This is a genomic window from Methanoculleus sp. UBA303 (assembly GCA_002501655.1).
Taxonomy (GTDB): Archaea; Halobacteriota; Methanomicrobia; order Methanomicrobiales; family Methanoculleaceae; genus Methanoculleus.
Window position 1 is genome coordinate 59613 of record DANY01000024.1, and the last position, 22662, is coordinate 82274.

Consider the following 22662-nt stretch of genomic DNA (forward strand, 5'->3'; position numbering starts at 1 on the left):
CGCTCACCGCGCCTCGCCCAGCCGCTGCTCGATCATGCTCCAGACCGCCTTGAACTCAGGGGTCTGCTCGATCTCGCGGCGGACGCCCTCCAGGCCGATCCGGACCTCGTCGGAGAGCGGCTGGCCGCACTGCATGCAGAACTGGTGCGTGGGGGCGTTGATCGTCATGCAGTTTGCGCACTGGTGGGCGGTCATCGACCCGGTCTGCCGCTCCTCCTCCCGCCGGATCCCCATCCGGGTCAGGATCTCGGTGTCGATGTCCCGGTTGGTCAGGTGCATGTAGGTGTCGAGCATCGTCGTGTTGACATCGCCCCACATCACCTGCTTGATGATCGACTCGTTGTAGTTGCTCCGGACCATCTCGGTGATCCGGGAGTGGCGGAAGAGGTGCGGGGTGACGTGCTTCGGCACCCCAGCCCGGTGAGCGATCTTCCGGAGTTGCGCCGCCACCCCGGCGTAGCGCAGCGGGCGCCGCTGCTGGGAGAGGAAGACCAGCGCCTCGCCGGCCGGCTCGAAGGGGTAGTCGTTCCGCCAGGTGGCCAGATAGGAGGCGGTGGCGATCAGCCGGACGTAGCGGGGTTTCTCAGTCTTGACGTCGACGTTGACCACCACCCCGTAGTTGTCGAAGAGGACCTGCTCCCAGGTGAGCTCTCCCACCTCCTTGACCCGGAACCCGCCCTCGTAGAGCAGCGAGACTATTGCCCGGTCACGGGACGACTGGCACACTCCGATCATCGCCAGGACGTGATCCTCGGTGAGGAGCTGCTCGGCGGTCTTGGTCATCTTGTCGGTGCGGGGGACTTTAATCTGCTTAACCTTGTCGCGGGGCACCCGGGAGAGGTCGTTCTCGATCAGCCAGAGGTAGAACCGCTTCAGGAAATTCAGAAAATCCCGCATCGTGTTCTGCCGGTAGGGGTGGCCGTCGACCCGGTGGTTCCGTAGGGCCTCGATCCCGCGGTAGAGATCGTAGATCGAGTTCTCGGCATAGGGGCCGATGAACTGCCGCAGGCTGACCAGAGTGTAGGTGATCTTGTTCGCCCGCGAGGTGCCGATGCCTTTCGATGCCCGGATCTCGGTGATAAAGTCCCGGATCAGGTCGGCATCTTGCGCCGTGAGGGTGCCCTGCTCCACTCCCCGGCGTAGGGAGTTCTCGGCGTATTCGGGCTTAATGTTGTGGAATGCGCGATCGTGGACAGTCGGTGCTTTTGATCGTGATTTTACTGGCATAAAACAGTCTTTTTGCCGCGTACTTATAAGCGTGACGGCAGGGCTTTTGACCTCAGGAAAGGATGCTGCTAAGGGGATTCGAACCCCTGTCGTAGGAGTGAGAGTCCTACATGATTGGCCGGTCTACACTATAGCAGCGCATGCACACCATTGTGCTCTAAATTATTAGAGCTCATTTTACTTAAACCTATTCCAGGCCGTCCTCTCTCCGCTCCTGCTGGGAACCGGCTAATTGGAGCCTGATCCGGGTTCGGATCTCCTCTCCGCTCCACGATTTCCATCACAGACACCAATAAGTAGCTTCCCAGCATACGTGTACCGGCAGCAATGAGCAGTGTCGAAGAGCAGATACGGGAACTTGAGGACGAGCTCAAAAACACCCCGTACAACAAGGCGACCTCCAAGCATATCGGCCGCCTCAAGGCGAAACTCGCGAAGATCCGTGACGACGCAGTAACCCGGGCCATGGCCTCCTCCGGAGGGGGTGAAGGGTACTCCGTAAAGAAGTCGGGAGACGCCACTGTTGTTCTGGTCGGCTTCCCGTCCGTTGGAAAAAGCACGCTGCTCAACCAGCTCACCGGCACTAACCTGAGTGAGACGGCGGCCTATGCCTTCACGACCGTCTCCGTGATCCCGGGCTCGATGGAGCACCGGGGTGCAAAGATCCAGATTCTGGATATCCCCGGCCTGATCGCCGGTGCTGCCATGGGCAAAGGGCGCGGAAAAGAGGTGATCGCCGTCGTGCGGAGCGCCGACCTGATCCTCATCCTGCTCGATGTCTTCAACGAGAGGCATGCGGATGTTCTCCTCCGCGAGCTCCACGACGCCGGTATCCGGATCAACCGACGAAAACCCGATATCACCATAAAAAAGGCCGCAAACGGTGGTATCCGGCTGAACACCGTCGGCGCCACCGACCTTGATATCGAGGATGTCCGCTCAATCCTCGCAGAGAGCAAGATCGTCAACGCCGATGTCCTGCTCCGCGGCGGAGCAACTCAGGACGACCTCATCGACGCCATGATCGGCAACCGTGTCTACGTTCCTGCGTTCATCGCGGTCAACAAGGTCGATCTGGTGAGCGAGAATACAAGGGCAGAGATCGAGGGTGAGTTGACCGGGCGGTTCGGCGAGCCGCCCATCATGATATCGGCGCACAGCGGGTACCATGTTGAAGACCTCAAAGACGCCATATTCGATAACCTGGAGTTCATGCGGGTCTATTTAAAGCCCCTCGGCGGACCTGCGGATATGGACGAGCCGCTGATCATCCGGAGCCCCGCCACGGTCGAGGATGTCTGCAACCGCCTTCACCGGGAATTCGCGGATAAGTTCCGGTACGCAAAAGTCTGGGGCGAATCAGCCAAGCATGACGCACAGCGTGTCGGAATAACCCACACGCTCGCGGACGGGGACGTCCTCTCCATCGTCACCCGCCGCTGATCACTTTTTCAAGGACCGGGAGAGGAGCATCGGTCTTTATGGCCGTTCCGGAGTAGTGCGCGCGGCTTGCCCGGTATCCGAGGGCCGAGAGGCGCTCGATGACGGTCCCGATGCCGCCGGGGGAGACCCGCAGCGATTTTGCGATGACGTGGTAGTCGTAGTGACTCGATGTCTCCAGTTCCAGGCGACAGGTCTCAAGCAGCCGCGCGATCCGTGAGCCCGTCCCGGCCGTGACCGCGGTGAGCGCCTCCTGCATCTCCAGAAGTGTGCGGTCGTCGTTGATGCCCCCTGTCCAGAGGGGGCCGACCGGCACGAGGTCCGCGCCGCAGAGTGCGCACTCCTCCGGTTCAGGGAGCATCCCCGCCTGCTCTGAGCGGTAAAAGCAGTGCGGGCACTGCATCACGTAGCCGAGCCGCGCAAGCGTCCGGTCGGCCGCCGCCGCCCCGTCCCGGAGTCTGAGGTGCAGGCGGTGAAAGTGCTCGTGCGCGTAACAGAAGAGGGGTTCGACGCCCCGGTCATACTTGATCACCTCGCGCACAACAAATCCTAGAAGCGTCCGGAGGCCGACCTCGGCGTGGTATTCGGTGTTTCGGGGACGGGAGAAGTAGCGGCGCATACCGGCTTTCAGGTGCGCTCCACAGAGGGGCGCGGTGTCGGTGGCGGTGACGAAGAGGTAGGGCCCGGCGCTCCGGGCCGCAGAATCGACGAACGGTGCCGGTGTCCCGAATGGGTCGAGGTCGACGGCATCGAACTTTCTGCTGCTCATAAGAGCGTTCGCGTCCTCCCTGGTGATCTCGGCGGTGAGGCCCAGCGCCTCCACGTTCTGCCGGATCAGGTTGACCGCCGTTGCGCTACGGTCGTTGATCGTCACCGGTATGCCGACTTCATGTGCCACCCGGAGTCCCCGGACACCGGATGCTCCCATAGCGTCAAGGTAACTCCCCGGCCGCAGGACGGAGAGCAGGAGGACGGTAGCGTCCCGGTTCAACTCCATGCGCGAGTTGTAAAAGACCGGGCCGCTTCCCGGCGGGAACTGGAGGTGAGGATCCTGCCTCGGCACAAAAAACCGGGTCTTTCCTTCAGTAACCTCAACAACGTCCATGCTTCTGGAAAAGGTGGATGCTCGATACCCTTATACCTTCTCATGAGTAATACTCTTACTCCGATGTATGGGCTTGTGGCCTAGCCCGGACATGGCGTCAGCCTCCTAAGCTGAATGTCGGGGGTTCGAATCCCCCCAAGCCCGTTGTTTTTCAAATGCCGCCTTTCGGCTGACCCTCTGGTTATTTATCTTCACCGCTTCAACCTACCTCTTCAAGAATGAGCGCCTCCGCCTTCGTCAGGATTACCCGCCCGCATAACGCCGTCGTTGCCGGCCTTACGGCGCTCCTCGGGTACCTCATCGCCACAGGAACCCTCACGCCGCCGTCGCTCCTGCTTGCCGTGGTCGTCGTGCTCATCACCGCCGGCGGGAACGTAATAAACGACATCTATGACGTCGAGATCGACCGGATCAACCGGCCGGACCGGCCCATACCGTCAGGAGAGATCAGCCTCTCCGGTGCAAAGATGTACACAGTGGCGCTCTTTGCCGGCGGGATTGCCTTTGCGACCCTGACGACGGCGCTCTGCCTTGCAATCGCCCTCATCAACTCGGTTATTCTGGTCGCCTACGCCATCTGGCTGAAACGGATCCCTGGCCTGGGCAACGTGGCTGTCGCTTACCTGGCTGCCAGCGTATTCCTCTTCGGCGGGGCGTTTGCGGGCATCGGAGGACTCGTCCAGAACATATCGCTTGCGGCGATTACGTTCCTTGCCACCGTCGCGAGGGAGGTCTTGAAAGACGCAGAGGATGTGGACGGGGATGCGGCAGGGGGGGCACGCACCCTCCCGATGATCATCGGTATCCGGCGGGCAGGAATGCTGGCGTTCGCCTGTGCCTGCGGTGCCGTGCTCGCAAGCATACTCCCCGTCGGCGACTGGTGGGGTCCCTTCTACCTGACCGCCATAGCCGTCGTGGATATCGTCATCCTCTTCGGGGCCTCCCGGGGCCTCTGGTGCACGACATCGGACTGTGTCCGGGGGTCCGGTGCGACGTCGATCCTGCGGACGGGAATGTTCGCCGCCCTCGCAGTGTTTGCGGTTGCCGCGGTAATATAACCGAAACTCCGCCTGCTGAAGTGTCCTATCGAGACCCCCGTGGCAGATCCAGATTCGCCCCTGTGTCCTCATCGGCCGGGGCAAATGACCAACACCGCCTCGCGGCATTGAAAAATGCCACTGATAATTTTATCTGGTTACGGGCCGAGCTGTTATCCCGGGAGATCTTCATGAAAATTTACCGGCACGGGGACACATACATAGCACCGAAAGGTTCCTTTTTTGACGGAAACGTGAAGATAGATGGGAACTTCATCACCCCTGCGGAGACGCACATCTGGGGCAACATAATAGTTGGCGGCTGCCTTGAACTCGGGCCACACTCAACGGTCGGCGGTTACGTCGAGGCGGAGAGCATCGTCATCGGCCACGATGTCAGGATCAAAGGGCCGCTTCATGTCCTGGAGACCGCCACCGTCTGCGATAACGCGTGCCTCCACTCCATCCGGGCGGGAGGGAACATCACCCTCCGGCCGGGCGTCAGGGTCGGTGATGTGAACAGCGCCGAGACGATCTTCGTCTATGGAAAGGTCACCAGTGAGCGGTTATTCGGCAGGGCCGTGAAAGTCTACGGGATCTGATGGCAGCTCGATGCCGAGCAGGGCGGCATCCCTCACCGCGGTCCAGTCCGCGATCGTCTCCACGCACCCGTCTTTTAAGTTCACAACACCGAGAGCAGTAAGCCCTATCCGGTCACCCATATCGATCCCGTCCTTCACCTCCATGAGGCAGCCGACGCCGATGATCGCCCGCGGGCGATACTTTTTGACCATCCGCTTTATGAACGTCGAGCCCGGGACGATGAAGACGCGATACCCGATACCCTCCAGCCACGCTGCATTCTCACCGACCGAACAGCGGCCGCATTTCCGGCATTTCAGGCCTTCCGGCGTCAGGTGTGCCGGACACTGCGCCGACCGCAGGCACTGGGGCAGGAAGACCGCTCGCTGCTCCACCGGTGTCTCGGCGAAGGCCTTTGAGTTCATGGTGTTCCTGAGCGTTATGAAGAACGTTATGAGATCCTTGTCATCCAGCCCGAGGAGTTTGCAGAATGCTTTCACCAGCCCCTCCAGGAGGACCATACCGGGTATCAGGATCCGCGGGAGGTAAAACTTTCCTCTCGTGATCGAGGCGGTGGCGATGATTGCGAGGGCTACCGCCGCAAGCAGCATACCGAGGATGAGGAAGAACGTAACCTCGCCGATGAGGGTCATCAGCCCGACCCAGATCCCGGAGTCGAAGAACGTCACGGTCAGGCCCCCTGCCCCCGGCGATGAGCCGGATTCCCGACCAGCCGGAACGATTCGCTATACGGCGGCCGGAGCACCCCGATCTCGGTGATGATCGCATCGACGAGGTCGAGGGGGGTGGCGTCGAAGGCGTAGTTGAGCACGTTCACGCTGTCGGGCGCGAGCTGCCGGTCGCCGCAGTACGCGAGTTCGGCCCGGTCCCGCTCCTCGACAGTGATCTCCGACTCCGTCCGGGCAAGGTCGAACGTGGAGAGGGGTGCCGCGACATAGAACGGTATCCCATGGTGGCGGGCGGCAACGGCGTGCATGTAGGTCCCGATCTTGTTGAAGACCGCGTCCTTTGTTATCCGGTCCGCGCCGACGATGACGAGGTCGATCGCTCCCTTCCGCATAAGGTATGCGGCCGAAGAGTCGGGGATGAGGGTCACGTCGATACCGTCCCGGGCGAGTTCCCAGCAGGTGAGCCGGGACCCCTGGTTCAGCGGCCGGGTCTCGCAGGCGATCACCCGTACGTCCTTTCCGGCCGCAACCGCCGACCGAATGACCCCGAGCGCCGTTCCCCAGCACCGGCAGGCGAGCGCTCCCGCGTTGCAGTGGGTGAGCGCCGTGCACGCGGTCGGGAAGAGTTCTTCGCCGAACGCACCGAGCCTCCGGCAGGTCAGTTCGTCCTCTTCGGCGACGGCGTTTGCTTCCGCGACCGCGAGCGCCTTCGCCTCCACGACCGATGCGGCCATTGCAACCTTCCTTGCCACGCGGTCGATCCCCCAGGCGAGGTTCACCGCGGTCGGGCGAGTGCTCCTGAGCAGGTCCGCGGCCCGCCCGACATCTGCGAGGAACCGGCCGAGATCCGCCTCGGTGCTCCGGACGGCCGCGAGCGCCACGCCCATCGCACCGGCGATGCCGAGCGCCGGTGCCCCCCGGACCTCAAGCCTCCTGATCGCCCGGGCGAGGTCCTCGACGGTGGTGCACCGCATCTGCTCGCACCTGCCGGGGAGGAGGGTCTGGTCGATGTAGACGATGCTCCCGGTCTCTCTCTCCCAGGCGATGGTGCAGAGTTCTTCTCTCTCCGGCATGCTCATCCCACCCTGACTGCGTCGAGATACGCCCGCATCGCCGCCGCCCCGCCCATGGCGACCGAGTCCGGTATATCCCTCGGCGCGGTGGCAGTCCCCGCCACGTAGATCCCGGGCTTCACCGTGAGAACGGGACCGGTCTTCTGGTCGGCAACGCTGAAGAACCCGGTCTCATCTTGCGGGATGCCGAGCATCCGGCCGATCGCCTCCGCTCCTCCGGCAGGTTCAAGCCCAACGGAGAGCACCACCAGGTCCGGGTGAAACGTCTCCACCTCGCGTGTCTCGGTGTTCTCCGCGATCATCATCAGGTGGTCGTTCTCCTCAAGCACCTCGCCCGGGAACCCGCGGACGAACCTGACCCCAAGACTCCTCGCCCGCTCGTAATACTCCTCGTAACCCTTGCCGTATGCCCGGACGTCGTTATAGAATATAGTGACCTCGATACCGGGATTCTTCTCGCGGATGAGCATGGCGTTCTTCATCGCATACATGCAGCAGACCCCCGAGCAGTAAGGGCGGCCGGCGGCGATGTCCCGGGAGCCGACGCACTGTACGAACGCTATGCTCCGGGGCTGTTTGCCGTTCGAGAGGCGCTTCAGGTTACCGCCCGTCGGGCCGCTTGCGTTGATCATCCGCTCAAACTCAAGGCTCGTGATCACGTCGGGGATGGTGAGGTAGCGGAAGTGCGCCTTGTTTCGGGCATCAAACGTCCGGTAGCCGGTCGCGACAATGATGCTTGCTGCCGGGATATCGATCACTCGCTCCTCATCTTCGGCGAGGATCGCCTCCTTGCCGCAGACGTCGTAGCAGAGGCCGCACTCGATGCAGTGCTCTTTGTCCTTGATGACGATATCCGGGACTGCCTGGGCATGGGGTTTATAGATCGCCTTCCGGACCCCGATGCCGGCATCGAACTGGTTGTAGACCTCCACCGGGCAGATCCCTGTGCAGTCCCCACACCCGTTGCACTCGCTCTCGATGATATACCGGGGATGCTTCCTGATCCGGATCCGGAAGTTCCCCACCTCTCCCTCGACCGACTCGACCTCTGAGCAGGTGTGGATCGTGACGTTTGGGTGCCGGGCCACCTCCACCATCTTCGGCGAGAGGATGCACATCGAGCAGTCGTTGGTCGGGAACGTCTTGTCGAGTTGGGCCATATGCCCGCCGATGGTCGGTTCGCGCTCGATGAGGTGCACGTGGATGTTGTGGTCGGCGAGGTCGAGCGCTGCCTGGATGCCGGCAACCCCGGCGCCGATGACCGCGACGTCAGCCATGGCGGTACCTGCCTGCGAGTTTGACGTATTCGCGCGCGTTGTGGGCGATGCCCTCCTGCTGCTCGGGTGTCGTCTCCCTGACCACTTTACCGGGCACGCCGAGGACCAGCGAGTGCGGCGGGATCTCCTTCCCTTCGGTGACCACGGCGCCGGCGCCGATGATGGAGCCTTCCCCCACCACCGCGCCGTTCAGGACGACGGCGCCCATCCCGACGAGCACCCGATCACGGATGGTGCAGCCGTGCAGTATGGCGCCGTGGCCGACCGAGACCTCCGACCCGATACTGACCGGGAACCCGGGCGTGGTGTGGACGACGGCGTTGTCCTGGATGTTTGAGCCCGCTCCCACCGTGATTGTATCCCTGTCGGCCCGGACAACGGCGCCGAACCATATGCTCACATCGTCGGCGAGCGTCACGTCTCCGATGACTGTTGCGTTCTCCGCAGTAAAGACGCGGTCCCCCACAACTGATCCGCTCTCCATAGTATGTCTACTATTAGTCACGGCGATACAAAATGCTCTCCCTTGATGGCAGGGGAGGGGCTATATGCTCCCGGTCAGCGGGCCGGTGGGGCCCCGGGGGGAAGGGGAGATCGCTCCGGAGCCGGGCACCGGGTGCGCGGGCGCCCAGACCGGGATGCCCGCGGCATCCCGGGCCGATCACTACCCATAAAACCCCCCACAGCAAACCCCTCCTGATGAGAGTCATGGTCGGGGGGACGTTCGATCCCCTCCATGCCGGGCACAGGAAACTCCTCTCCCGTTCCTTTGAACTGGCAGGGCCTGACGGTGAAGTGATCATCGGGCTGACGACCGATGAGTTTGCCGGAGCAAAGGTGCACCCCGTCCGCCCGTACCAGGAGCGGCTCGCAAACGTCGCGTCTTTCATCAGGGAACGCGGCTACACTGCAGCCTGGAAGGTCGAGCCGCTCTCCGACCGCTACGGCAGTGCTCTTGACACGGACTTCGACATACTCGTCGTCTCCGAGGAGACCTTCCCGGTCGCCGTAGAGATCAACGAACTCCGGCGGAAGCGGGGAAGAAGAAGAGTGGATCTCCACGAGATATCATGTGTCCTTGCCGAAGACGGCCGGCGGATATCGAGCACACGGATCTGCCGGGGAGAGATCGACCGGCACGGACGCCTGATCAGATGATGTAGTTTGCTATATCATCCTTGATCAGCCAGTCGCAGTAGAGGCAGTGCAGCCCTTTTTCGAGCACCTCGAAGGTGCTCTCCACCGGCTCGCTCGTGTTCGTGATGCAGCCGGGGTTCGGGCACCTGACAACGCCTTTGAGGACCTTCGGGATCTTCACACCCTTCTTCTCCACCACCTGGTAGTCCCGGATGATGTTGATCTTAGCCTGCGGTGCAATCAGGGCGATCCGATCAACCTCCTCTTTGCAGAGTTCCCGGTTCTCTATCTTGACAATATCCTTCTTCCCGAGCCTCTTACTCTCGACGTTTGTCGCAATGCTCAGGCACTCCCGGGTCGACCCGGTGATGCCGAGTATCCGCAGAACGTTGAGCGCCTCACCTGCCGTGATGTGGTCGATGACGGTGCCGTTCCTGATAGGGCTGACGAGCAGCCCCCCTGACGGGTCTTTTCTGCTCATTTCATCACCTCGTGGAGGAGCGCCATCCTGACGGGCACACCGTTCCTTGCCTGCTCAAAGTAGCGTGCATGCGGCGTGCGGTCCACCGCCGGGTCGATCTCCCCGGCGCGTGGGAGGGGGTGGAGGATCATCATGTGTTCCTTGACGCCGGTAAGAAGATCGGGCGTGATCCGGTAACTGGACGCGACGTTGTAGTAGGACGCCGAGTCCGGGAACCGTTCGCGCTGGATCCTCGTGACATAGAGGACGTCGAGATCCCGGATCACTTCCTCGACATCCGCATGCTCGATCACCTCCGTGCCGCGCTCCCGGAGTTCGAGGGTGATATTCGCCGGCATCTCGAGCCCTCCTGGCGCGATCGTGTGGAGCGTGACGCCGTAGAGGGAGAGTGCAAGCGCCAGCGAGTGTGCGGTCCTCCCATAGCGCAGGTCCCCGAGGAGCCCGACGCTGATTCCGTCGATCGGCATCGACTGCCTGATGGTGTAGAGGTCGAGCAGCGTCTGGCTCGGGTGCTGCCCCGCGCCGTCGCCGGCGTTGATGACCGGCACCGTGGCGAACTCGCTTGCCAGCCGCGCGGCCCCCTCCTTTGGGTGGCGGAGCACGATGGCGTCCGCATAACCGCTCAACACCCTGATGGTGTCTGCGAGCGTCTCTCCCTTGACAATGGAACTTGCCTCGACCGAATCGACGCTGATCCACCTTCCGCCGAGCCGCGCCATGGCCGTCGCAAACGACATCCGTGTCCGGGTGCTTGGTTCAAAGAAGAGGAGGGCTGCAAGTTTATCCTCAAGCATCCGGGGCCGGTACCCTCCGGTGTCAAACTCCCGTGCCCGGTCCAGCAGGTAATCGAGATCGCTCCTTTCAAAATCGCGGATAGAGATAATATGGTACATCGTGTGGCTACCTTCCGGGGTTTTTAGTTCTGCTGGCGGGAGCGGCTCCCGAATCACCCTCCTCCCGCCGTGGTACGGATAAAACCCCTCTTCTCTCCTGAATACTGGTTCGCCCCGCACCCACTAATACTTTTTTTCCGGACCCCCGGTCGACCCTCATGGGAACCTTTGTCTGGTTCGCCCGCCTCATACTACTTTGGGAGGAGATATCGTGTCCGAACCGAAGGAAGAGTATGCCCCGGAGGTTTGTTGCCACTGCGGGGGGCTTGGATGTCTGTACTGCAATAAAAAGGGCACCGTGATGGTGCCGCAACCCTCGCAGAAGTGCCATCACTGCGACGGTGATTGCTGCATCTACTGCGGGTACACCGGGTGGGAACGCCCGCTGCGGGAGTGACCCCCTCTATCTGGCGGGGCTCGTCGGCGGCATGATAAGGAGGACTCCCTCCGCACGGGGGAGGTGAGAGCGGCGCCCTTTCGTCAGGCTCACGTTCACCCCCCGCGGCGTACCCTCATGCCGGAGGCGGGTTAACATGACTGTATCGTATGCTGCGAGTCACTGTTACCGGCTGTACCCGACCGAGGGACAGAAGATTCTGATCGCCAGGGTTGGGGGAGGGTGAGCGCCCGGTCCCTGCAGCAGTCGATCGACCACCTTTCTCGTCTGTTCACGAATTACCTCAAGGGGTCTTCGCCGAAGAACGAATCCCATCATGTGCAATGGTATTATAAAGGATGATACTGTTCTGGGCTGTGGTGAAGATCATGATGTTTGTGGCTACTCTCGTACATTCGCCTGAACTCTGTCTTGCAAGGAAGGAATTTAGTCCTGAAACCAAGCTCTGGATTGATGGAATGGAGGATTCAGCGAAGAAACTCGGCGTAAAGGTTCACGGAGCGTATTCCTGTCCGACTGAGCATACATTCTACTTTTTACTTGAATCAGACGATTTCAAGTCCATTACTGAATTCTTCTCGGGCATAATGCTTACCAATAATAATGGACGAATATCCCCCGTAAATCCCATTAAAGTATCTGCTGAAATTCTTATCAAGTGAAGCAGGTTCTCCAGGTTGGAAAAAGAACGAATTTTATTTTTCACCCGCTTTCACTCTGTCCACACCCGGTCCCAATCACATTCTCCCGAATCAGCCCCGGTGATGGGTGATCTCTGGGTGCGGTGTCCCGATGCGGGTTCCGGTGGACCAAGAAGGAAAAATAGGAAGCCCCGCCCAGAAAGGGCGGGGCAGTTCACTTTCGTGCAATCGTGACGTAGCCGCTGTGGGCGACCCGGGTCGACGGGCGGGTTCCCCGGGCGGAGCGTGTCAGTTCCCGCTCCATGCACTCGTAGCAGTGGACGTCGCGGAAGAGCGGCGTTGCGGCATCGAGCGCGACGAACGTATGCTCGAGGAACGGTGTGTAGCATGCCAGGTAGCCGCCGGGCCGGAGGAGCGAGAAGGCGTGCTCCACGTGTGCCGGGGTTATCATCAGGTCCAGGTGGACGACGTCGAAGATACCGGTTGCCTCCAGTATATCGGCCGCGATCACCTCGACGTTCTCAAGGCGGGCGTTCCTGATGTTCCGCTCCGCGAGCCGGGCGAACTCCGGGCGCACCTCGTAGGTCTTCACCTCGCGGGCGATATTCCCGAAGTAGATTGCGGCAACGCCGCTCCCGGTACCGGCGTCGAGGACAACGTCCTCGCGGTTCATCCCCGTGTAGGCGATCACGATCCCGATATCCTTCGGGAGCATGGGTGCCCCGCTCCTCTTTGCGTGGACAAAGAAGTCGGTCGGCCGGGGGCGCAGGACCGTAAACGGGACGTCGAGGTGGGTCCTGATCTCGTCCCCGGGGTTCATACCTGCGAGCGCTCCACGGTCGATCATTCCCCGGTCGGTGGAGAACTGTCCCTCTTCTGCCTTCACGAAATACTCGCGGTCCTCACCGACGAGCAGGAGGTACTCACCGGTCTCGATCATTGTTGTGCGAGTCTCAGGATCGCTTCGGCGATGTCGCCGCGAGTCTCGATGAGGGTCGCCCTTGCAACCTCCCCGGCAACGCCGGTCTGGGATACGACGAGGGCAACGTCTTCGTCGGGGATCTCCGGGGCCGCCCCTTCAAACCGGGCCTCTCCGGTGAGCTGGTAGGTGGTGACCCCCTGCATGGTGGTTGCGACGACCTGGGCCTCGTCAAAGACGTAGTTGCCCGCGGGCGTGTAGATAACTACCTTCTCCACGCCCTCGATCTCCTCCATCTCCATGCCCATCTGCTTCATCATCTGTTTCATCTTTTTTGGGTTTACTTTGCCTGGAAACATTCGGATCCTCTCCCCTGTCGTACTTTTACCGCTACACCGTAATTAAATGCCAGCATCTCCCGGCCGGAGAGCAGGGCTGCGCCGGTGGCAAGGAGCACGTCGTCCCCGGTCACCACCAGCACCTCGTCCCCTGCACGGATGCCGTCATCGGCGGCGACGACATGCTTTGCCATCGCATTCTTCCCATCCGCAATGAACGCTGCTACGTCCTCCTGTACCGCCACCCGGTAGGCCGGGGGAGCAAGGACGGCCGCGAGACGCGCCGCTCCGGCGACCCCGAGGGTCAGGCGGCCATCCTGTGCTCTGACAGTGGCAAGCCTCTCTTTTCCGAGCCGCACCTGGCGGATGCGCCCTGTCGTGGAGAACTGGAAGGTGCATTCATCGGGGAATACCGCAACTCCTGCCCCGGCGCCGAACTGGAAGTCAGCTATGACCCGGATCCGCTGAAGCAAACTGTCTTTTGAGTATTCGGTTGACACTATCAACAAACTCCTCTTCTCTATCGTGGGGAATAAACGCACCGGCCGCAATCCGATGTCCGCCGCCTGCGCCGCCCACCTCTGCCGACGCCTCGACGAGCGCCTCCTGCAGGTCGACTCCCCGGGCGAGCGCCCACTCGTTGGTCCGCATCGAGACCTTGGTTACCTCCGGTTCGTCCACCATCGCGGCGAGCACCATGATCGGTTTTCTCCAGTTCAGTTTGGAGAGCGCCATGCCCGCCCCGATCCCGACGATAGTGTCGGGGAACCGGTCGCCGGTGTGGACGTACTGGAGGTGCGAGAGCTCGGTCACCCCGGTATCAAGGATGTACTGGAGCAGGTCCCGGATGACCGAGCGGTGGTGAGCGAGCATGTACTCCGCCTCGCGGTAGGCGTCCCCGCGGTCCCCGCGGCAGATGCTCCCCCCGACCCTGGGCTTTGCCCACCGGCCGCAGGCGTTGAGCAGGGTGGCGTACTCGGAGGCGTTCCGGAGCGGTGTCCGTTCCGGCTCGTCGGGGAAGATGTAGGTCTCGGCGAGGAGGCGGTCGGTCTCCCTCCCGTGTGCGATGAGTTGCTGGGCAAGGGCGCTGATGATCGTGCGTCTGTCGTCGAACGGGAGTTCTTCCCAGACGAGCCAGCCTCCCCGGGACGACTTCAACTCGACGCCGAGCCTCTCAAGGAACCTGAGCGCCCCGCTCGTGCTGTTCGAGATCCCGTCGATGTAAGGGTCGTCGCAGTAGCCGAGGCAGACGTGGACGGGGCGGGTGGACGTCCCATAGCAGTTCAGGTCCGGCTTCTGCACGATGATGTTGCCATACTCCACGCCGTCCTGGACGATATCGCGTGCCGGGCCGACCAGCCCGCAGTTCTCCCGGGCCATCATATCTCCGACGTTCCCGACCACGGCGAGCTTCGCGAGGTCGGTGCTCGCCGGATCGATCGCTTTTGCGACCAGGTATGCTATGCCTGCGGCGCTCATCCGGGTAACGCCGTGGTCCAGGCAGTTCACCTGGGGGTAGGCTGTGGGGCAGGGCTGGCTGACGTGGTGGTCGAGGATCAGGACGTCGTCCGCACAGAGACCGTGCTCCGCGAGAAGGTTCTGCTGGCCGGCCCCGAGATCGGTGAAGAGTTTTAAGGAGTCGTCCTTCGGGATGTGGCGCATCGCCATCGGCTCGAGCTGGCGGACGAAGACCGAGTCGACCGGTATGCCCTCACGGATGAGCGCCTGCGCAAGGATAGACTCCGTGCTGATGCCGTCGGCGTCGATGTGGGAGATGATCGTCACCGACTCCGCTTCGCAGATACTATCTGCCGCTCTCCGCAGATCGTTTTCGAGGCCCATCTCCATAGTAGTGCGTCGCGGATATCAATAAACCATGCGAGCGTGAGGGGAAACGGGGAGTAGTCGAATCCCCCTCCATCTATCCTGCACCTTTGAGTGTGTGTGCACCTTTGAATGTGTGGTTTGAGTCTTCGAGTGACGGATTGCATAGTCTCCACTCCTCGGCGCTCATATTCCCTTCTATCGCATGTACCTGTAAACAGATTTCAAGTGAATATCGCCCCGCAGGGGGGGTGGGGACAGGGGAGGAGGGTTGCTCCCCCCTCCGCGTCAGCCCCTTCCCCCAATGGCGATGTCTCCACGGTCCACCGTACCGGGCTTTTGCCGGTCCCAGCCATTCTATCTAACGCAACCTGCGCTCATTACCTCTCTGGTTAGAGAAGGTTGCCACCTTCGACCATTCAACCTCTGTCGATGATCGTGCACACATCCTGCCCACACGCTGGCTAACTCCCCGCAAATCCCCTTCAAAAACTATCTAAGAAAGAAACGCCATAGCACCCATCAGGCAACCTTCCGGGAGGGGGACAGATGACAGTAAACGAAATGCGGGAGTTTCTGGAGACCGGCGTGATCAGCGCCGGCCGGATGCGGGCGGTCGAAGAGAACGCAGCGGCGTTCGGTCTTTCCTCGCTTCTGATGATGGAGAGCGCCGGCCGGGCACTCGCGGATGCCGTCCTCGCCTATAACCCCTCCCGTGTCCTCGTCCTCTGCGGGAGGGGGAACAACGGCGGCGACGGAATGGTGGCAGCCCGGTACCTCCAGCACCTCGACGCGGTCGATGTCGTCTACCCGTACTGCGGCTCAATGACCCCGGAGGCCGCAGCCCAAGCATCCCTTCTCCGGCACTCCTCCGTTGCCCTCCATCCGGTCAGGTGCGCGGCCGACGTCGAGCCTCTCCGCCGCCTTTTTGAGGAAACAGAGATCATAATCGACGCTATGCTCGGGACCGGGGCCTCGGGCGCGGTGCGGGAACCGCTCGCGACCCTTGTTACCCGGGCAAACGCAAGCCCGGCGCCGGTCGTCGCCGTCGATATACCCACTCCCGGCATCCGGGCGAGCCGGGTCATATCGTTCCACCGGCCCAAGGCGGAGGGCGCAGACGTCGCCGATATCGGCATCCCGATCGAGGCGGAGGTCTACACCGGCCCCGGCGACCTCACGCTCGTCCCGGCCCGGGCGCCCGGGGCCCACAAGGGTGCCGGCGGAGAGGTGCTGGTGGTCGGGGGCGGGCCCTACCAGGGGGCGCCCTACATCGCGGCCATGGGAGCACTCCGCGCCGGGGCCGACATCGTGCGGATCGCCTCCCCCGCCTACATCCCTATGCCCGACCTGATCTACGAGCGCCTGGAAGGAGACGCGGTCACGAAAGATCACCTGGAGACGATCCTCCGCCTCGTCGATCGGGCTGACGTGGTCGTCTGCGGCATGGGCCTTGGGAAGGCGAGCCACGGTGTCGTGCTCGCCATCGCGGAGGCGGCAGAGAGAGCGGTCTTTGATGCCGATGCGCTCGCCAGCCCCCTGCCGGTAGCAAAGGAGACGATCTATACCCCACACGCCGGCGAGTTCGCCCGGATGACCGGGACCGAACCCCCGGCGGACCTCGTAGCGCGCGGCCGGTGCGTGAAGGCTGCCGCAACGACGGGGACCGTTCTGCTCAAAGGTCCGGTCGACGTCATCTCCGACGGGGCTCGGGTCAGGTTCAACCGGACCGGGACCCCGGCCATGACTGTCGGGGGGACGGGCGACCTGCTCGCCGGTGTCGCCGGAGCGCTCTTCTGCCACCTTCCGGCGTTCGAGACAGCCTGCGTAGCGGCGTACGCGAGCGGGAATGCCGGTATGCGGGCCGCAGAAGAGCGGGGGTGCGGTATGCTCGCCACCGATATGCTCGACTACATCCCGGAAGAACTCTTCCGGCGGAGAGCGCCGGAGTAGCCTGCCGGCCCGCCCCACGGTGGCCCGGAGGCGCCCTCTTTTATCCCCAAAAGAACAGAAGATCTCTTGATATACATGAACAAGTCCGGCGAACATGGTGAAAGCCCGGTCTTCACCCACATAGAGAACGACCGCGCGCAGATGGTGGATATCTCGGGAAAGACCGAGGTCATCCGCGAAGCAGTTGCGAGCGGTAGAATCTACCTGCGGAGCGCGACGCTCCGCGCCATCCGGGAAGGAACCGCGGTCAAGGGCAACGTGCTTGCGACCGCGCGGGTGGCGGCTACCCTCGCGGTGAAGGACACCCCACGCATCATTCCCATGTGCCACCCCATACCGCTCGGGGGCATCACCATTGATTTTGAGGAGGGAGACGGCTACATCGAGGCGACCGCCCGCGTGAAGTCCCACGGGAGGACGGGTGTCGAGATGGAAGCCCTCACCGGTGTCTCCGTTGCTCTTCTCACCGTCTGGGACATGGTCAAGTCGGCGGAGAAAGACGAGAACGGGCAGTATCCGGTCACCAGGATCGATGCCATCCACGTCGTAGAGAAGCGGAAGGGGATCTAGGTTCTCCTGCGGGCACGGCGCTGGGAAAAAGGAATTCTTTATTAACGCTCTCGTCAACCTGTTAGGAACCACGGGATACGTCCCGGAAAGGCATGTGGCGGAAACGCTGAACCTGAGGTGATCTGAAAAATGGCGAAATCAATGTATGCCTACGTTCGGGAGGCATGGAAGCGGCCTGATAGGTCGGAAGTGAAAGGTCTCCTCTGGGAGCGCCTCCAGAAGTGGCGGCGCGAGGGGAGTGTCGTGCGTGTGGAGCATCCGACCCGGATCGACCGGGCCCGCTCGCTTGGCTACAAGGCCAAACAGGGGATCGTCGTTGTGCGGGTCAAGGTCCGCCGCGGCGGCCGGAGGAAGCCCCGGTACATCCGCGGGCGCAGAACCGCACGCATGGGCATGCGCCGGATGACCCCGGCAAAGAGTCTGCAGCGTATGGCCGAAGAGCGTGCGTCCCGCAAGTTCCCGAACATGGAGGCCTTAAACTCCTACTGGGTCGGGGAGGACGGACGGTCCAGGTGGTTTGAGGTGATCCTGGTCGACGGTCATCACCCGTCGATCCGGAGCGACCGCAACCTCGCATGGCTGGCTGACCCCGTTCACCGGGGTCGGGCAGAGCGCGGCAAGACCTCTGCCGGCATGAAGGGCCGCGGCATGCGGACGCGTGGGCGTGGGACCGAGAAGACCCGCCCGAGCATCCGTTCCAATGCAAACCGCGGCAAATAAATACCCCTTTTTTGCATACGGCCTGCCCACGATGAAGATCACAGATGCCAGCGTATGTCCCTATCCTGACGGTGACTCTACGCTTGCGCGGATGGCGCTCGAAGCAGCAGAACTCGGGTTCGATAGCATCGTAGCCATCGGCGAGGGGGGGCACCGGGTCCCCGGACTGGAGGTTCTCCGGGGTACCGTGATCAGTGCCTCGTCCCAGAAGGACGTCATCAGGCAGGTGCGCGGGCCCGTCGCCCGGCGTGCCGACGTGGTCTTTGTCAACGCAGGGGATACCTCCTTCAACCGGGCCATCGTCTCGGTGAAAGAGGTGCACGTCGTCAGGAACATCCATAACGCCCGGAGGAACGCCTTCGACCATGTCGCTGCACGGTCGGCAGCAGAGCATAGCGTGGCGGTGGACGTCTCGATGGCTCCCATCATACAGTACCGGGGGACCAGACGCCAGAGGGTGCTCCAGCGGTATGCGGACATCCTTTCGCTCCAACGGCGCTATGGCTTTCCGCTGACGATATCGTCGGGCGCATGCTCGATACTTGGGCAGCGGCCCGTCCGCGACGTCCGGGGCCTCTGCGCGCTCTTCGGCATGACCGGGGGGGAAGTGAGTGAGGCCCTCGGATCCATTGGCCGGCTTATTGAACCCGAGCGGCCTGTGAGGGTGGTCAGATGAAGCCAAGGCCCCCGGCGATGCGGACAAAGCGACGTTACATCCTGGCGCGGATCCTCCCTTACGGGATGAAGGTGGACCAGAAACAGGTGTATCTCTCGGTCATCGAGGCCGCGACGTCCCTCTGGGGGGATGCGGCTACCGGTCTTGCGCAGCCGGCGGTGGTCTTCTGCGACGGCGGGTATGCGGTGGTCCGGTGCCGCCGGGGAACAGAGAAGGATATCGCCACCGCTCTTGCAACGGTCACCGCGATCGGGGACGAGCAGGCTGCACTCCGGACGGTCGCCACCTCCGGGACCATCCATGCACTACGGCGCCGGATAAAGCCGATCCGGCTCCTCTCCGAGACCGGGGAGATGAAGCTCGGGGAGAATTATTTTACGGTGTACCGCTATCCCCGTCAAAAGGTTGATTTGGTTGAAAAAGGTATTAAGCATCAGATGTCATTGTTTTTCACCGAAGCCGATTTGGAGGAACGATAATGCAACCACAATATCAAATGGGATATGACCGGGCGATCACGGTATTCAGCCCGGACGGAAGGCTCTATCAGGTTGAGTACGCCAGAGAAGCAGTGAAACGGGGCACAACGGCCGTCGGCATCAAGTGCAGCGAAGGCGTCGTGCTGATTGTTGACAAAAGGGTGACGTCCCGTCTCCTCGAACCGGTGTCCATCGAGAAGATCTTCAAGATCGACACGCACATCGGTGTGGCGTCCTCCGGTCTCGTCGGCGATGCGCGGTCCCTTGTGGATAGGGCACGGGTCGAGTCTCAGATCAACCGGGTCTCCTACAACGAGCCCATCAACGTCGAGACCCTGGCCAAGAAACTCTGCGACCACATGCAGACGTACACCCAGTTCGGCGGTGCGCGCCCCTACGGAACTGCTCTCCTGATTGCAGGGGTCAGCGACGGAGAGGCCCGGCTGTTTGAGACCGATCCAAGCGGCACGCTGCTCGAATACAAGGCGACCGGGATCGGCACAGGCCGGCCTGCGGTCATGAAGGTCTTCGAGGACGAGTACCAGGAAGAGGCGGACTTCACCGGCGCCATCAAACTCGGTATCAAGGCCCTGCACGCCGCAACAGAAGGCAAGCTGGATGTGAGCGCCATCGAGATCGGCGTTGTCTCCATCGCGACCCGGGAGTTCCGGAAGCTAGGGAAGGACGAAGTGAAGACCTACGTTGATCAGTTCGAAGAGTGAGCGTTACCATCCATGATACCCCTGGACCAGGCCGTTGTAGCGCGGCTTGAGAGTTACGGAGAACGGTTTGAGGTGCTTGTCGACCCTGATCAGGCTATGCGTATCCGTCAGGGGGATGACGTCGAACTGGAGGAGGCGGTTGCAGCCGACTACGTCTTCTCGAACGCCGCTCATGCTGAGCGGGCCTCAGACGAGGCCCTCCTGAAGGTCTTCAAGACGACCGAGTTCGAGCCGGTCGCACTCAGGATCATCCAGAAGGGCGAGATCCATCTCACCTCCGAACAGCGCCGCCACCTTATCGCCGAGAAGCGGAACCGTGTCGTCACGTTCATATCAAGGAACGCCGTCAACCCGCAGTCTGGTTTCCCTCACCCGCCGCAGCGTATCGAGCTTGCTATGGAAGAGGCGAGGGTGAACATCGACCCCTTCAAGTCCGTGGAGGAGCAGGTCAAAGAGGTAGTCAAGGCACTCCGCCCCCTTCTCCCCATACGGTTTGAGGAGGTCCGCATCGCTGTGAAGATCCCCGCGGATTATGCCGCGAAGGCCTACGGGGAGCTCCAGACAGCGGTGACGCTCGAGCAGAACGAGTGGCAGAAGGATGGTTCCTGGATTGCCGTCGTCAGAATTCCGGCGGGTATCCAGGAAGAGTTCTATGACCTGATCAATAAAATCTCCAAGGGGAATGCAGAGACCCGGATTGTCGAACGCAAGTCGTGAGTAACTATATTAATCGACAGCACAAAAATTAGAGGACATACAAGAGGTACGCGAAATGGCAAGTCGCAAACAGAGGGCCAAGGGCAGGGTAGTTGGAAGTGCCGGGCGTCTCGGCCCGAGGTACGGCCGGTTTATCCGGAAGAGAGTAAACCAGATTGAGCAGGTCTCCCGCGCACGTCACGCCTGCCCCCGCTGCGACCAGGAATCGGTCCGGCGTGAAGGAACAGGTATCTGGACATGCCGCAAGTGCGGGTTTAAGTTTGCAGGTGGCAGCTACGTCCCGGAGACTCCGGCGATGCGCGTGGCTGTGAGGAGCATCGAGCGCTCGCTGCAGAGGGAGGGCTAATCAGTCTTGGCTGCCTATAAGTGCGCTCGTTGTAAACAGAAAGTGGAGATCGATGTAAATATACGCTGTCCCTACTGCGGACACCGCATCCTCTTTAAGGAACGCGGAGCCGGAATAAAAGATCTGAAGGCTCGATGACGGTCGTCACGACGTCACGCAAACCGCTCCCCGAGGTGCGCTCCCTCTCCCGGGATCTGGCGTTCGCGATCGGCGGGGAGTATATCACCCGTGGCAAGGCGGGCATGGGTGATCTCTTCTCCCTTGATGAGTCGATTGTGATCGTCTCCAAATCAGGTCCTCTTTTTCTCATTCAGGTCTTCTCGGACGTAGAACCAGTGGCGGAGATCTCCGTCAAGTCGTTTGCCGTCGAGAAGCGTGCCGGAGAGATTACCCGGGGGCTTTTCGTCTCGGACCGCCCCGTATACGAGGCGCTCAAGGATCAGCTCAACGTCGTTTTTGCCGGTGAAACTCTCTCGGAGCACCGTATCGTCTTCGACGGGACACAGCGGAAACGCTACACCCTGAAGGTTGTCCCGTGAAGCATACGGCAGCGTTCCGGTTCACGACCGCCGATGCCCGTGCCCTCTACCTCTCCGTCTGTCAGGAGATGGGTGACGTGGGGGACCGGTCGTCCGCCCGAGTACGGCTCGCGGGGGACGATACGCTCATCCTCGAGGTGACTGCCGCCGACATACCGGCGCTCCGGGCGGCCCTCAACACCTGGCTGCGACTTATCAACATAGCAGTCGAGGTTCGGGAGATCGCCGTCCCATCCGGGTAATGCCGGGGCGAGCCGATGGCAACCGTCCCTTTCCTGGTACCGCGGGTTTCCCCGGGAGCGGATCGTTCTCCTTCCCCGGGCACATGATGGGCCGGGAATGGGCGTGACGAAGTTCTCTTTCCCGAACCCTCACATTTTATGGGTTCCACGCCCCTATCATGTAGAGAATGGACAGAGGGTCGGGAAGGCCCACTGTCCGCCACCCCAAATATTGTTACCCATCTCCGCCCCATTCAATGAGGATTGATGAATATGGAAAATATTCCACCGAAAGTCCAGAACCAGCTGGCGATGCTCCAGCAGATGCAGCAGCAGCTGCAGACTGTAGTCTCACAGAAAGCACAGTACGAACTGACGATCCGCGAAGCCAGGCGGGCGGTCGAGGATCTCGCTGACGTCTCTGAGGATGCGGCGGTCTTCATGAACGTCGGCAGCGTGATGATGCAGAAGAGCAGGGAACAGGTACTCGCCTCCTTAAACGAGCGCATCGAGACGCTCGAACTCCGGGTTAAGTCGCTCGAAAAGCAGGAGAAGGCCCTGCAGGGCAGGTTTGAGCAGTTGTCCTCACAGATCCGGGGAGCACTGGAAGGGAAACAGCAGCCTCCCGGCGCTACCTGAACCCCGAATTCATTTTTGCT

At 61.7% G+C, this 22662-nt stretch carries 30 protein-coding genes and 2 tRNA genes; 19 read left to right on the top strand and 13 right to left on the bottom strand.

The window, feature by feature from the left end; translation table 11 throughout:
- Positions 1-3: 3 nt before the first annotated feature.
- On the bottom strand, positions 4-1227 hold the full coding sequence (locus tag BP846_RS04915) for a site-specific integrase (RefSeq protein WP_292393027.1): 1224 nt from the start codon (positions 1225-1227) through the stop codon (positions 4-6).
- A gap of 63 nt (positions 1228-1290) precedes the next feature.
- Positions 1291-1365, bottom strand: a tRNA-Glu gene (locus BP846_RS04920).
- 189 nt (positions 1366-1554) lie between these two features.
- Between BP846_RS04920 and BP846_RS04925 the strand changes: the two genes are divergently transcribed.
- Positions 1555-2670, top strand: coding sequence for an OBG GTPase family GTP-binding protein (locus BP846_RS04925; RefSeq protein WP_292393029.1), 1116 nt, complete (start codon positions 1555-1557; stop codon positions 2668-2670).
- Here the strand turns inward: BP846_RS04925 and BP846_RS04930 are convergent.
- The gene (locus BP846_RS04930) at positions 2657-3772 is read right to left on the bottom strand and encodes a tRNA (guanine(10)-N(2))-dimethyltransferase (protein WP_292393031.1); all 1116 of its coding nucleotides are present in this window, start codon (positions 3770-3772) and stop codon (positions 2657-2659) included. The genes BP846_RS04925 and BP846_RS04930 overlap by 14 nt on opposite strands.
- Positions 3773-3841: 69 nt before the next feature.
- Between BP846_RS04930 and BP846_RS04935 the strand changes: the two genes are divergently transcribed.
- The 3 genes from BP846_RS04935 (at position 3842) to BP846_RS04945 (ending at position 5411) form a co-directional block, all read left to right on the top strand.
- Positions 3842-3916 (top strand) — tRNA-Arg (locus BP846_RS04935).
- A gap of 74 nt (positions 3917-3990) precedes the next feature.
- Positions 3991-4830 carry a geranylgeranylglycerol-phosphate geranylgeranyltransferase gene (locus BP846_RS04940; RefSeq protein ID WP_292393033.1) on the top strand — a complete coding sequence of 280 codons (840 nt, stop codon included), beginning with the start codon at positions 3991-3993 and terminating at the stop codon, positions 4828-4830.
- Between the two features lie 233 nt (positions 4831-5063).
- Positions 5064-5411, top strand: a complete 348-nt coding sequence (locus BP846_RS04945) for a polymer-forming cytoskeletal protein (RefSeq protein ID WP_292393034.1) — start codon at positions 5064-5066, stop codon at positions 5409-5411.
- Here BP846_RS04945 and BP846_RS04950 read toward each other — a convergent pair.
- From BP846_RS04950 to BP846_RS04965, 4 genes are read right to left on the bottom strand one after another with little or no spacing between them, the layout of a single operon-like run.
- Positions 5376-6080, bottom strand: a complete 705-nt coding sequence (locus BP846_RS04950) for a DUF116 domain-containing protein (protein ID WP_292393036.1) — start codon at positions 6078-6080, stop codon at positions 5376-5378. The genes BP846_RS04945 and BP846_RS04950 overlap by 36 nt on opposite strands.
- 2 nt (positions 6081-6082) lie before the next feature.
- The gene (mtnA, locus tag BP846_RS04955; RefSeq protein WP_292393038.1) at positions 6083-7153 is read right to left on the bottom strand and encodes an S-methyl-5-thioribose-1-phosphate isomerase; all 1071 of its coding nucleotides are present in this window, start codon (positions 7151-7153) and stop codon (positions 6083-6085) included.
- Positions 7154-7155: 2 nt separating this feature from the next.
- Entirely contained in the window at positions 7156-8430 is a 1275-nt protein-coding gene (locus BP846_RS04960; protein WP_292393040.1) for a CoB--CoM heterodisulfide reductase iron-sulfur subunit A family protein, read from the bottom strand.
- The gene (locus tag BP846_RS04965) at positions 8423-8914 is read right to left on the bottom strand and encodes a gamma carbonic anhydrase family protein (protein ID WP_292393042.1); all 492 of its coding nucleotides are present in this window, start codon (positions 8912-8914) and stop codon (positions 8423-8425) included. The genes BP846_RS04960 and BP846_RS04965 overlap by 8 nt, the downstream gene beginning before the upstream one ends.
- 215 nt (positions 8915-9129) lie before the next feature.
- On the opposite strand from BP846_RS04965, the gene BP846_RS04970 reads away from it, so the two are divergent.
- Positions 9130-9588, top strand: coding sequence for a phosphopantetheine adenylyltransferase (locus BP846_RS04970; RefSeq protein WP_292393044.1), 459 nt, complete (start codon positions 9130-9132; stop codon positions 9586-9588).
- Here the strand turns inward: BP846_RS04970 and pyrI are convergent.
- Both pyrI and pyrB read right to left on the bottom strand, forming a co-directional pair.
- Complete coding sequence (gene pyrI / locus BP846_RS04975) at positions 9581-10048, bottom strand: aspartate carbamoyltransferase regulatory subunit (RefSeq protein ID WP_292393046.1); 468 nt, start codon at positions 10046-10048, stop codon at positions 9581-9583. The two genes, BP846_RS04970 and pyrI, sit on opposite strands and share 8 nt — an antisense overlap.
- Positions 10045-10941: an aspartate carbamoyltransferase gene (gene pyrB, locus BP846_RS04980; protein WP_292393048.1), complete on the bottom strand. Its 897-nt coding sequence runs from the start codon at positions 10939-10941 to the stop codon at positions 10045-10047. The genes pyrI and pyrB overlap by 4 nt, the downstream gene beginning before the upstream one ends.
- Positions 10942-11474: 533 nt before the next feature.
- Here pyrB and BP846_RS13110 point away from each other — a divergent pair.
- Complete coding sequence (locus BP846_RS13110) at positions 11475-11564, top strand: helix-turn-helix domain-containing protein (protein ID WP_394339957.1); 90 nt, start codon at positions 11475-11477, stop codon at positions 11562-11564.
- A gap of 142 nt (positions 11565-11706) precedes the next feature.
- Positions 11707-12000 carry a hypothetical protein gene (locus tag BP846_RS04985; RefSeq protein ID WP_292393156.1) on the top strand — a complete coding sequence of 98 codons (294 nt, stop codon included), beginning with the start codon at positions 11707-11709 and terminating at the stop codon, positions 11998-12000.
- Positions 12001-12193: 193 nt separating this feature from the next.
- Here the strand turns inward: BP846_RS04985 and BP846_RS04990 are convergent, their stop codons facing one another.
- The 4 genes from BP846_RS04990 to BP846_RS05005 are packed head-to-tail and all read right to left on the bottom strand — an operon-like array spanning position 12194 to position 15078.
- The gene (locus BP846_RS04990; RefSeq protein ID WP_292393050.1) at positions 12194-12919 is read right to left on the bottom strand and encodes a methyltransferase domain-containing protein; all 726 of its coding nucleotides are present in this window, start codon (positions 12917-12919) and stop codon (positions 12194-12196) included.
- Positions 12916-13257: a nascent polypeptide-associated complex protein gene (locus BP846_RS04995; protein ID WP_292393051.1), complete on the bottom strand. Its 342-nt coding sequence runs from the start codon at positions 13255-13257 to the stop codon at positions 12916-12918. Before BP846_RS04995 ends, BP846_RS04990 begins: the two co-directional genes overlap by 4 nt.
- Entirely contained in the window at positions 13239-13736 is a 498-nt protein-coding gene (locus tag BP846_RS05000) for a PUA domain-containing protein (protein WP_292393053.1), read from the bottom strand. Before BP846_RS05000 ends, BP846_RS04995 begins: the two co-directional genes overlap by 19 nt.
- A complete protein-coding gene (locus BP846_RS05005; RefSeq protein ID WP_292393055.1) occupies positions 13681-15078 on the bottom strand; it encodes a single-stranded-DNA-specific exonuclease RecJ in 1398 nt (465 codons plus the stop codon). Before BP846_RS05005 ends, BP846_RS05000 begins: the two co-directional genes overlap by 56 nt.
- Positions 15079-15609: 531 nt before the next feature.
- On the opposite strand from BP846_RS05005, the gene BP846_RS05010 reads away from it, so the two are divergent.
- The 12 genes from BP846_RS05010 (at position 15610) to BP846_RS05065 (ending at position 22642) form a co-directional block, all read left to right on the top strand.
- A complete protein-coding gene (locus BP846_RS05010) occupies positions 15610-17013 on the top strand; it encodes an NAD(P)H-hydrate dehydratase (RefSeq protein WP_292393056.1) in 1404 nt (467 codons plus the stop codon).
- A gap of 75 nt (positions 17014-17088) precedes the next feature.
- Positions 17089-17583, top strand: coding sequence for a cyclic pyranopterin monophosphate synthase MoaC (moaC, locus tag BP846_RS05015; RefSeq protein WP_292393059.1), 495 nt, complete (start codon positions 17089-17091; stop codon positions 17581-17583).
- Between the two features lie 129 nt (positions 17584-17712).
- A complete protein-coding gene (locus tag BP846_RS05020; RefSeq protein ID WP_292393060.1) occupies positions 17713-18303 on the top strand; it encodes a 50S ribosomal protein L15e in 591 nt (196 codons plus the stop codon).
- 31 nt (positions 18304-18334) lie between these two features.
- The gene (locus BP846_RS05025) at positions 18335-18979 is read left to right on the top strand and encodes an RNase P subunit p30 family protein (RefSeq protein WP_292393061.1); all 645 of its coding nucleotides are present in this window, start codon (positions 18335-18337) and stop codon (positions 18977-18979) included.
- On the top strand, positions 18976-19458 hold the full coding sequence (locus tag BP846_RS05030) for an Rpp14/Pop5 family protein (protein WP_292393062.1): 483 nt from the start codon (positions 18976-18978) through the stop codon (positions 19456-19458). Before BP846_RS05025 ends, BP846_RS05030 begins: the two co-directional genes overlap by 4 nt.
- Positions 19458-20180 carry an archaeal proteasome endopeptidase complex subunit alpha gene (gene psmA, locus BP846_RS05035; protein ID WP_292393066.1) on the top strand — a complete coding sequence of 241 codons (723 nt, stop codon included), beginning with the start codon at positions 19458-19460 and terminating at the stop codon, positions 20178-20180. Before BP846_RS05030 ends, psmA begins: the two co-directional genes overlap by 1 nt.
- A gap of 12 nt (positions 20181-20192) precedes the next feature.
- Entirely contained in the window at positions 20193-20897 is a 705-nt protein-coding gene (locus BP846_RS05040) for a ribosome assembly factor SBDS (RefSeq protein WP_292393068.1), read from the top strand.
- A 55-nt stretch (positions 20898-20952) separates the two neighbouring features.
- Positions 20953-21243: a 50S ribosomal protein L37ae gene (locus BP846_RS05045; protein ID WP_292393071.1), complete on the top strand. Its 291-nt coding sequence runs from the start codon at positions 20953-20955 to the stop codon at positions 21241-21243.
- 6 nt (positions 21244-21249) lie between these two features.
- A complete protein-coding gene (locus BP846_RS05050; RefSeq protein WP_011844513.1) occupies positions 21250-21381 on the top strand; it encodes a DNA-directed RNA polymerase subunit P in 132 nt (43 codons plus the stop codon).
- Complete coding sequence (locus BP846_RS05055) at positions 21378-21782, top strand: hypothetical protein (protein ID WP_292393073.1); 405 nt, start codon at positions 21378-21380, stop codon at positions 21780-21782. The genes BP846_RS05050 and BP846_RS05055 overlap by 4 nt, the downstream gene beginning before the upstream one ends.
- Complete coding sequence (locus BP846_RS05060; RefSeq protein ID WP_292393075.1) at positions 21779-22024, top strand: KEOPS complex subunit Pcc1; 246 nt, start codon at positions 21779-21781, stop codon at positions 22022-22024. The genes BP846_RS05055 and BP846_RS05060 overlap by 4 nt, the downstream gene beginning before the upstream one ends.
- A 252-nt stretch (positions 22025-22276) precedes the next feature.
- Entirely contained in the window at positions 22277-22642 is a 366-nt protein-coding gene (locus tag BP846_RS05065) for a prefoldin subunit beta (RefSeq protein WP_292393077.1), read from the top strand.
- The last annotated feature ends 20 nt before the right edge of the window (positions 22643-22662 follow it).

Bases quoted from the DNA above. Each gene is read 5' to 3' on its own strand.
- BP846_RS04915 (WP_292393027.1), bottom strand. From the start codon at position 1,227: ATGCCAGTAAAATCACGATCAAAAGCACCGACTGTCCACGATCGCGCA.
- BP846_RS04925 (WP_292393029.1), top strand. From the start codon at position 1,555: ATGAGCAGTGTCGAAGAGCAGATACGGGAACTTGAGGACGAGCTCAAA.
- BP846_RS04930 (WP_292393031.1), bottom strand. From the start codon at position 3,772: ATGGACGTTGTTGAGGTTACTGAAGGAAAGACCCGGTTTTTTGTGCCG.
- BP846_RS04940 (WP_292393033.1), top strand. From the start codon at position 3,991: ATGAGCGCCTCCGCCTTCGTCAGGATTACCCGCCCGCATAACGCCGTC.
- mtnA (WP_292393038.1), bottom strand. From the start codon at position 7,153: ATGCCGGAGAGAGAAGAACTCTGCACCATCGCCTGGGAGAGAGAGACC.
- BP846_RS04960 (WP_292393040.1), bottom strand. From the start codon at position 8,430: ATGGCTGACGTCGCGGTCATCGGCGCCGGGGTTGCCGGCATCCAGGCA.
- BP846_RS04965 (WP_292393042.1), bottom strand. From the start codon at position 8,914: ATGGAGAGCGGATCAGTTGTGGGGGACCGCGTCTTTACTGCGGAGAAC.
- BP846_RS04970 (WP_292393044.1), top strand. From the start codon at position 9,130: ATGAGAGTCATGGTCGGGGGGACGTTCGATCCCCTCCATGCCGGGCAC.
- pyrI (WP_292393046.1), bottom strand. From the start codon at position 10,048: ATGAGCAGAAAAGACCCGTCAGGGGGGCTGCTCGTCAGCCCTATCAGG.
- pyrB (WP_292393048.1), bottom strand. From the start codon at position 10,941: ATGTACCATATTATCTCTATCCGCGATTTTGAAAGGAGCGATCTCGAT.
- BP846_RS13110 (WP_394339957.1), top strand. From the start codon at position 11,475: ATGACTGTATCGTATGCTGCGAGTCACTGTTACCGGCTGTACCCGACC.
- BP846_RS04985 (WP_292393156.1), top strand. From the start codon at position 11,707: ATGATGTTTGTGGCTACTCTCGTACATTCGCCTGAACTCTGTCTTGCA.
- BP846_RS04990 (WP_292393050.1), bottom strand. From the start codon at position 12,919: ATGATCGAGACCGGTGAGTACCTCCTGCTCGTCGGTGAGGACCGCGAG.
- BP846_RS04995 (WP_292393051.1), bottom strand. From the start codon at position 13,257: ATGTTTCCAGGCAAAGTAAACCCAAAAAAGATGAAACAGATGATGAAG.
- BP846_RS05005 (WP_292393055.1), bottom strand. From the start codon at position 15,078: ATGGGCCTCGAAAACGATCTGCGGAGAGCGGCAGATAGTATCTGCGAA.
- BP846_RS05010 (WP_292393056.1), top strand. From the start codon at position 15,610: ATGACAGTAAACGAAATGCGGGAGTTTCTGGAGACCGGCGTGATCAGC.
- moaC (WP_292393059.1), top strand. From the start codon at position 17,089: ATGAACAAGTCCGGCGAACATGGTGAAAGCCCGGTCTTCACCCACATA.
- BP846_RS05020 (WP_292393060.1), top strand. From the start codon at position 17,713: ATGGCGAAATCAATGTATGCCTACGTTCGGGAGGCATGGAAGCGGCCT.
- BP846_RS05025 (WP_292393061.1), top strand. From the start codon at position 18,335: ATGAAGATCACAGATGCCAGCGTATGTCCCTATCCTGACGGTGACTCT.
- BP846_RS05030 (WP_292393062.1), top strand. From the start codon at position 18,976: ATGAAGCCAAGGCCCCCGGCGATGCGGACAAAGCGACGTTACATCCTG.
- psmA (WP_292393066.1), top strand. From the start codon at position 19,458: ATGCAACCACAATATCAAATGGGATATGACCGGGCGATCACGGTATTC.
- BP846_RS05040 (WP_292393068.1), top strand. From the start codon at position 20,193: ATGATACCCCTGGACCAGGCCGTTGTAGCGCGGCTTGAGAGTTACGGA.
- BP846_RS05045 (WP_292393071.1), top strand. From the start codon at position 20,953: ATGGCAAGTCGCAAACAGAGGGCCAAGGGCAGGGTAGTTGGAAGTGCC.
- BP846_RS05055 (WP_292393073.1), top strand. From the start codon at position 21,378: ATGACGGTCGTCACGACGTCACGCAAACCGCTCCCCGAGGTGCGCTCC.
- BP846_RS05065 (WP_292393077.1), top strand. From the start codon at position 22,277: ATGGAAAATATTCCACCGAAAGTCCAGAACCAGCTGGCGATGCTCCAG.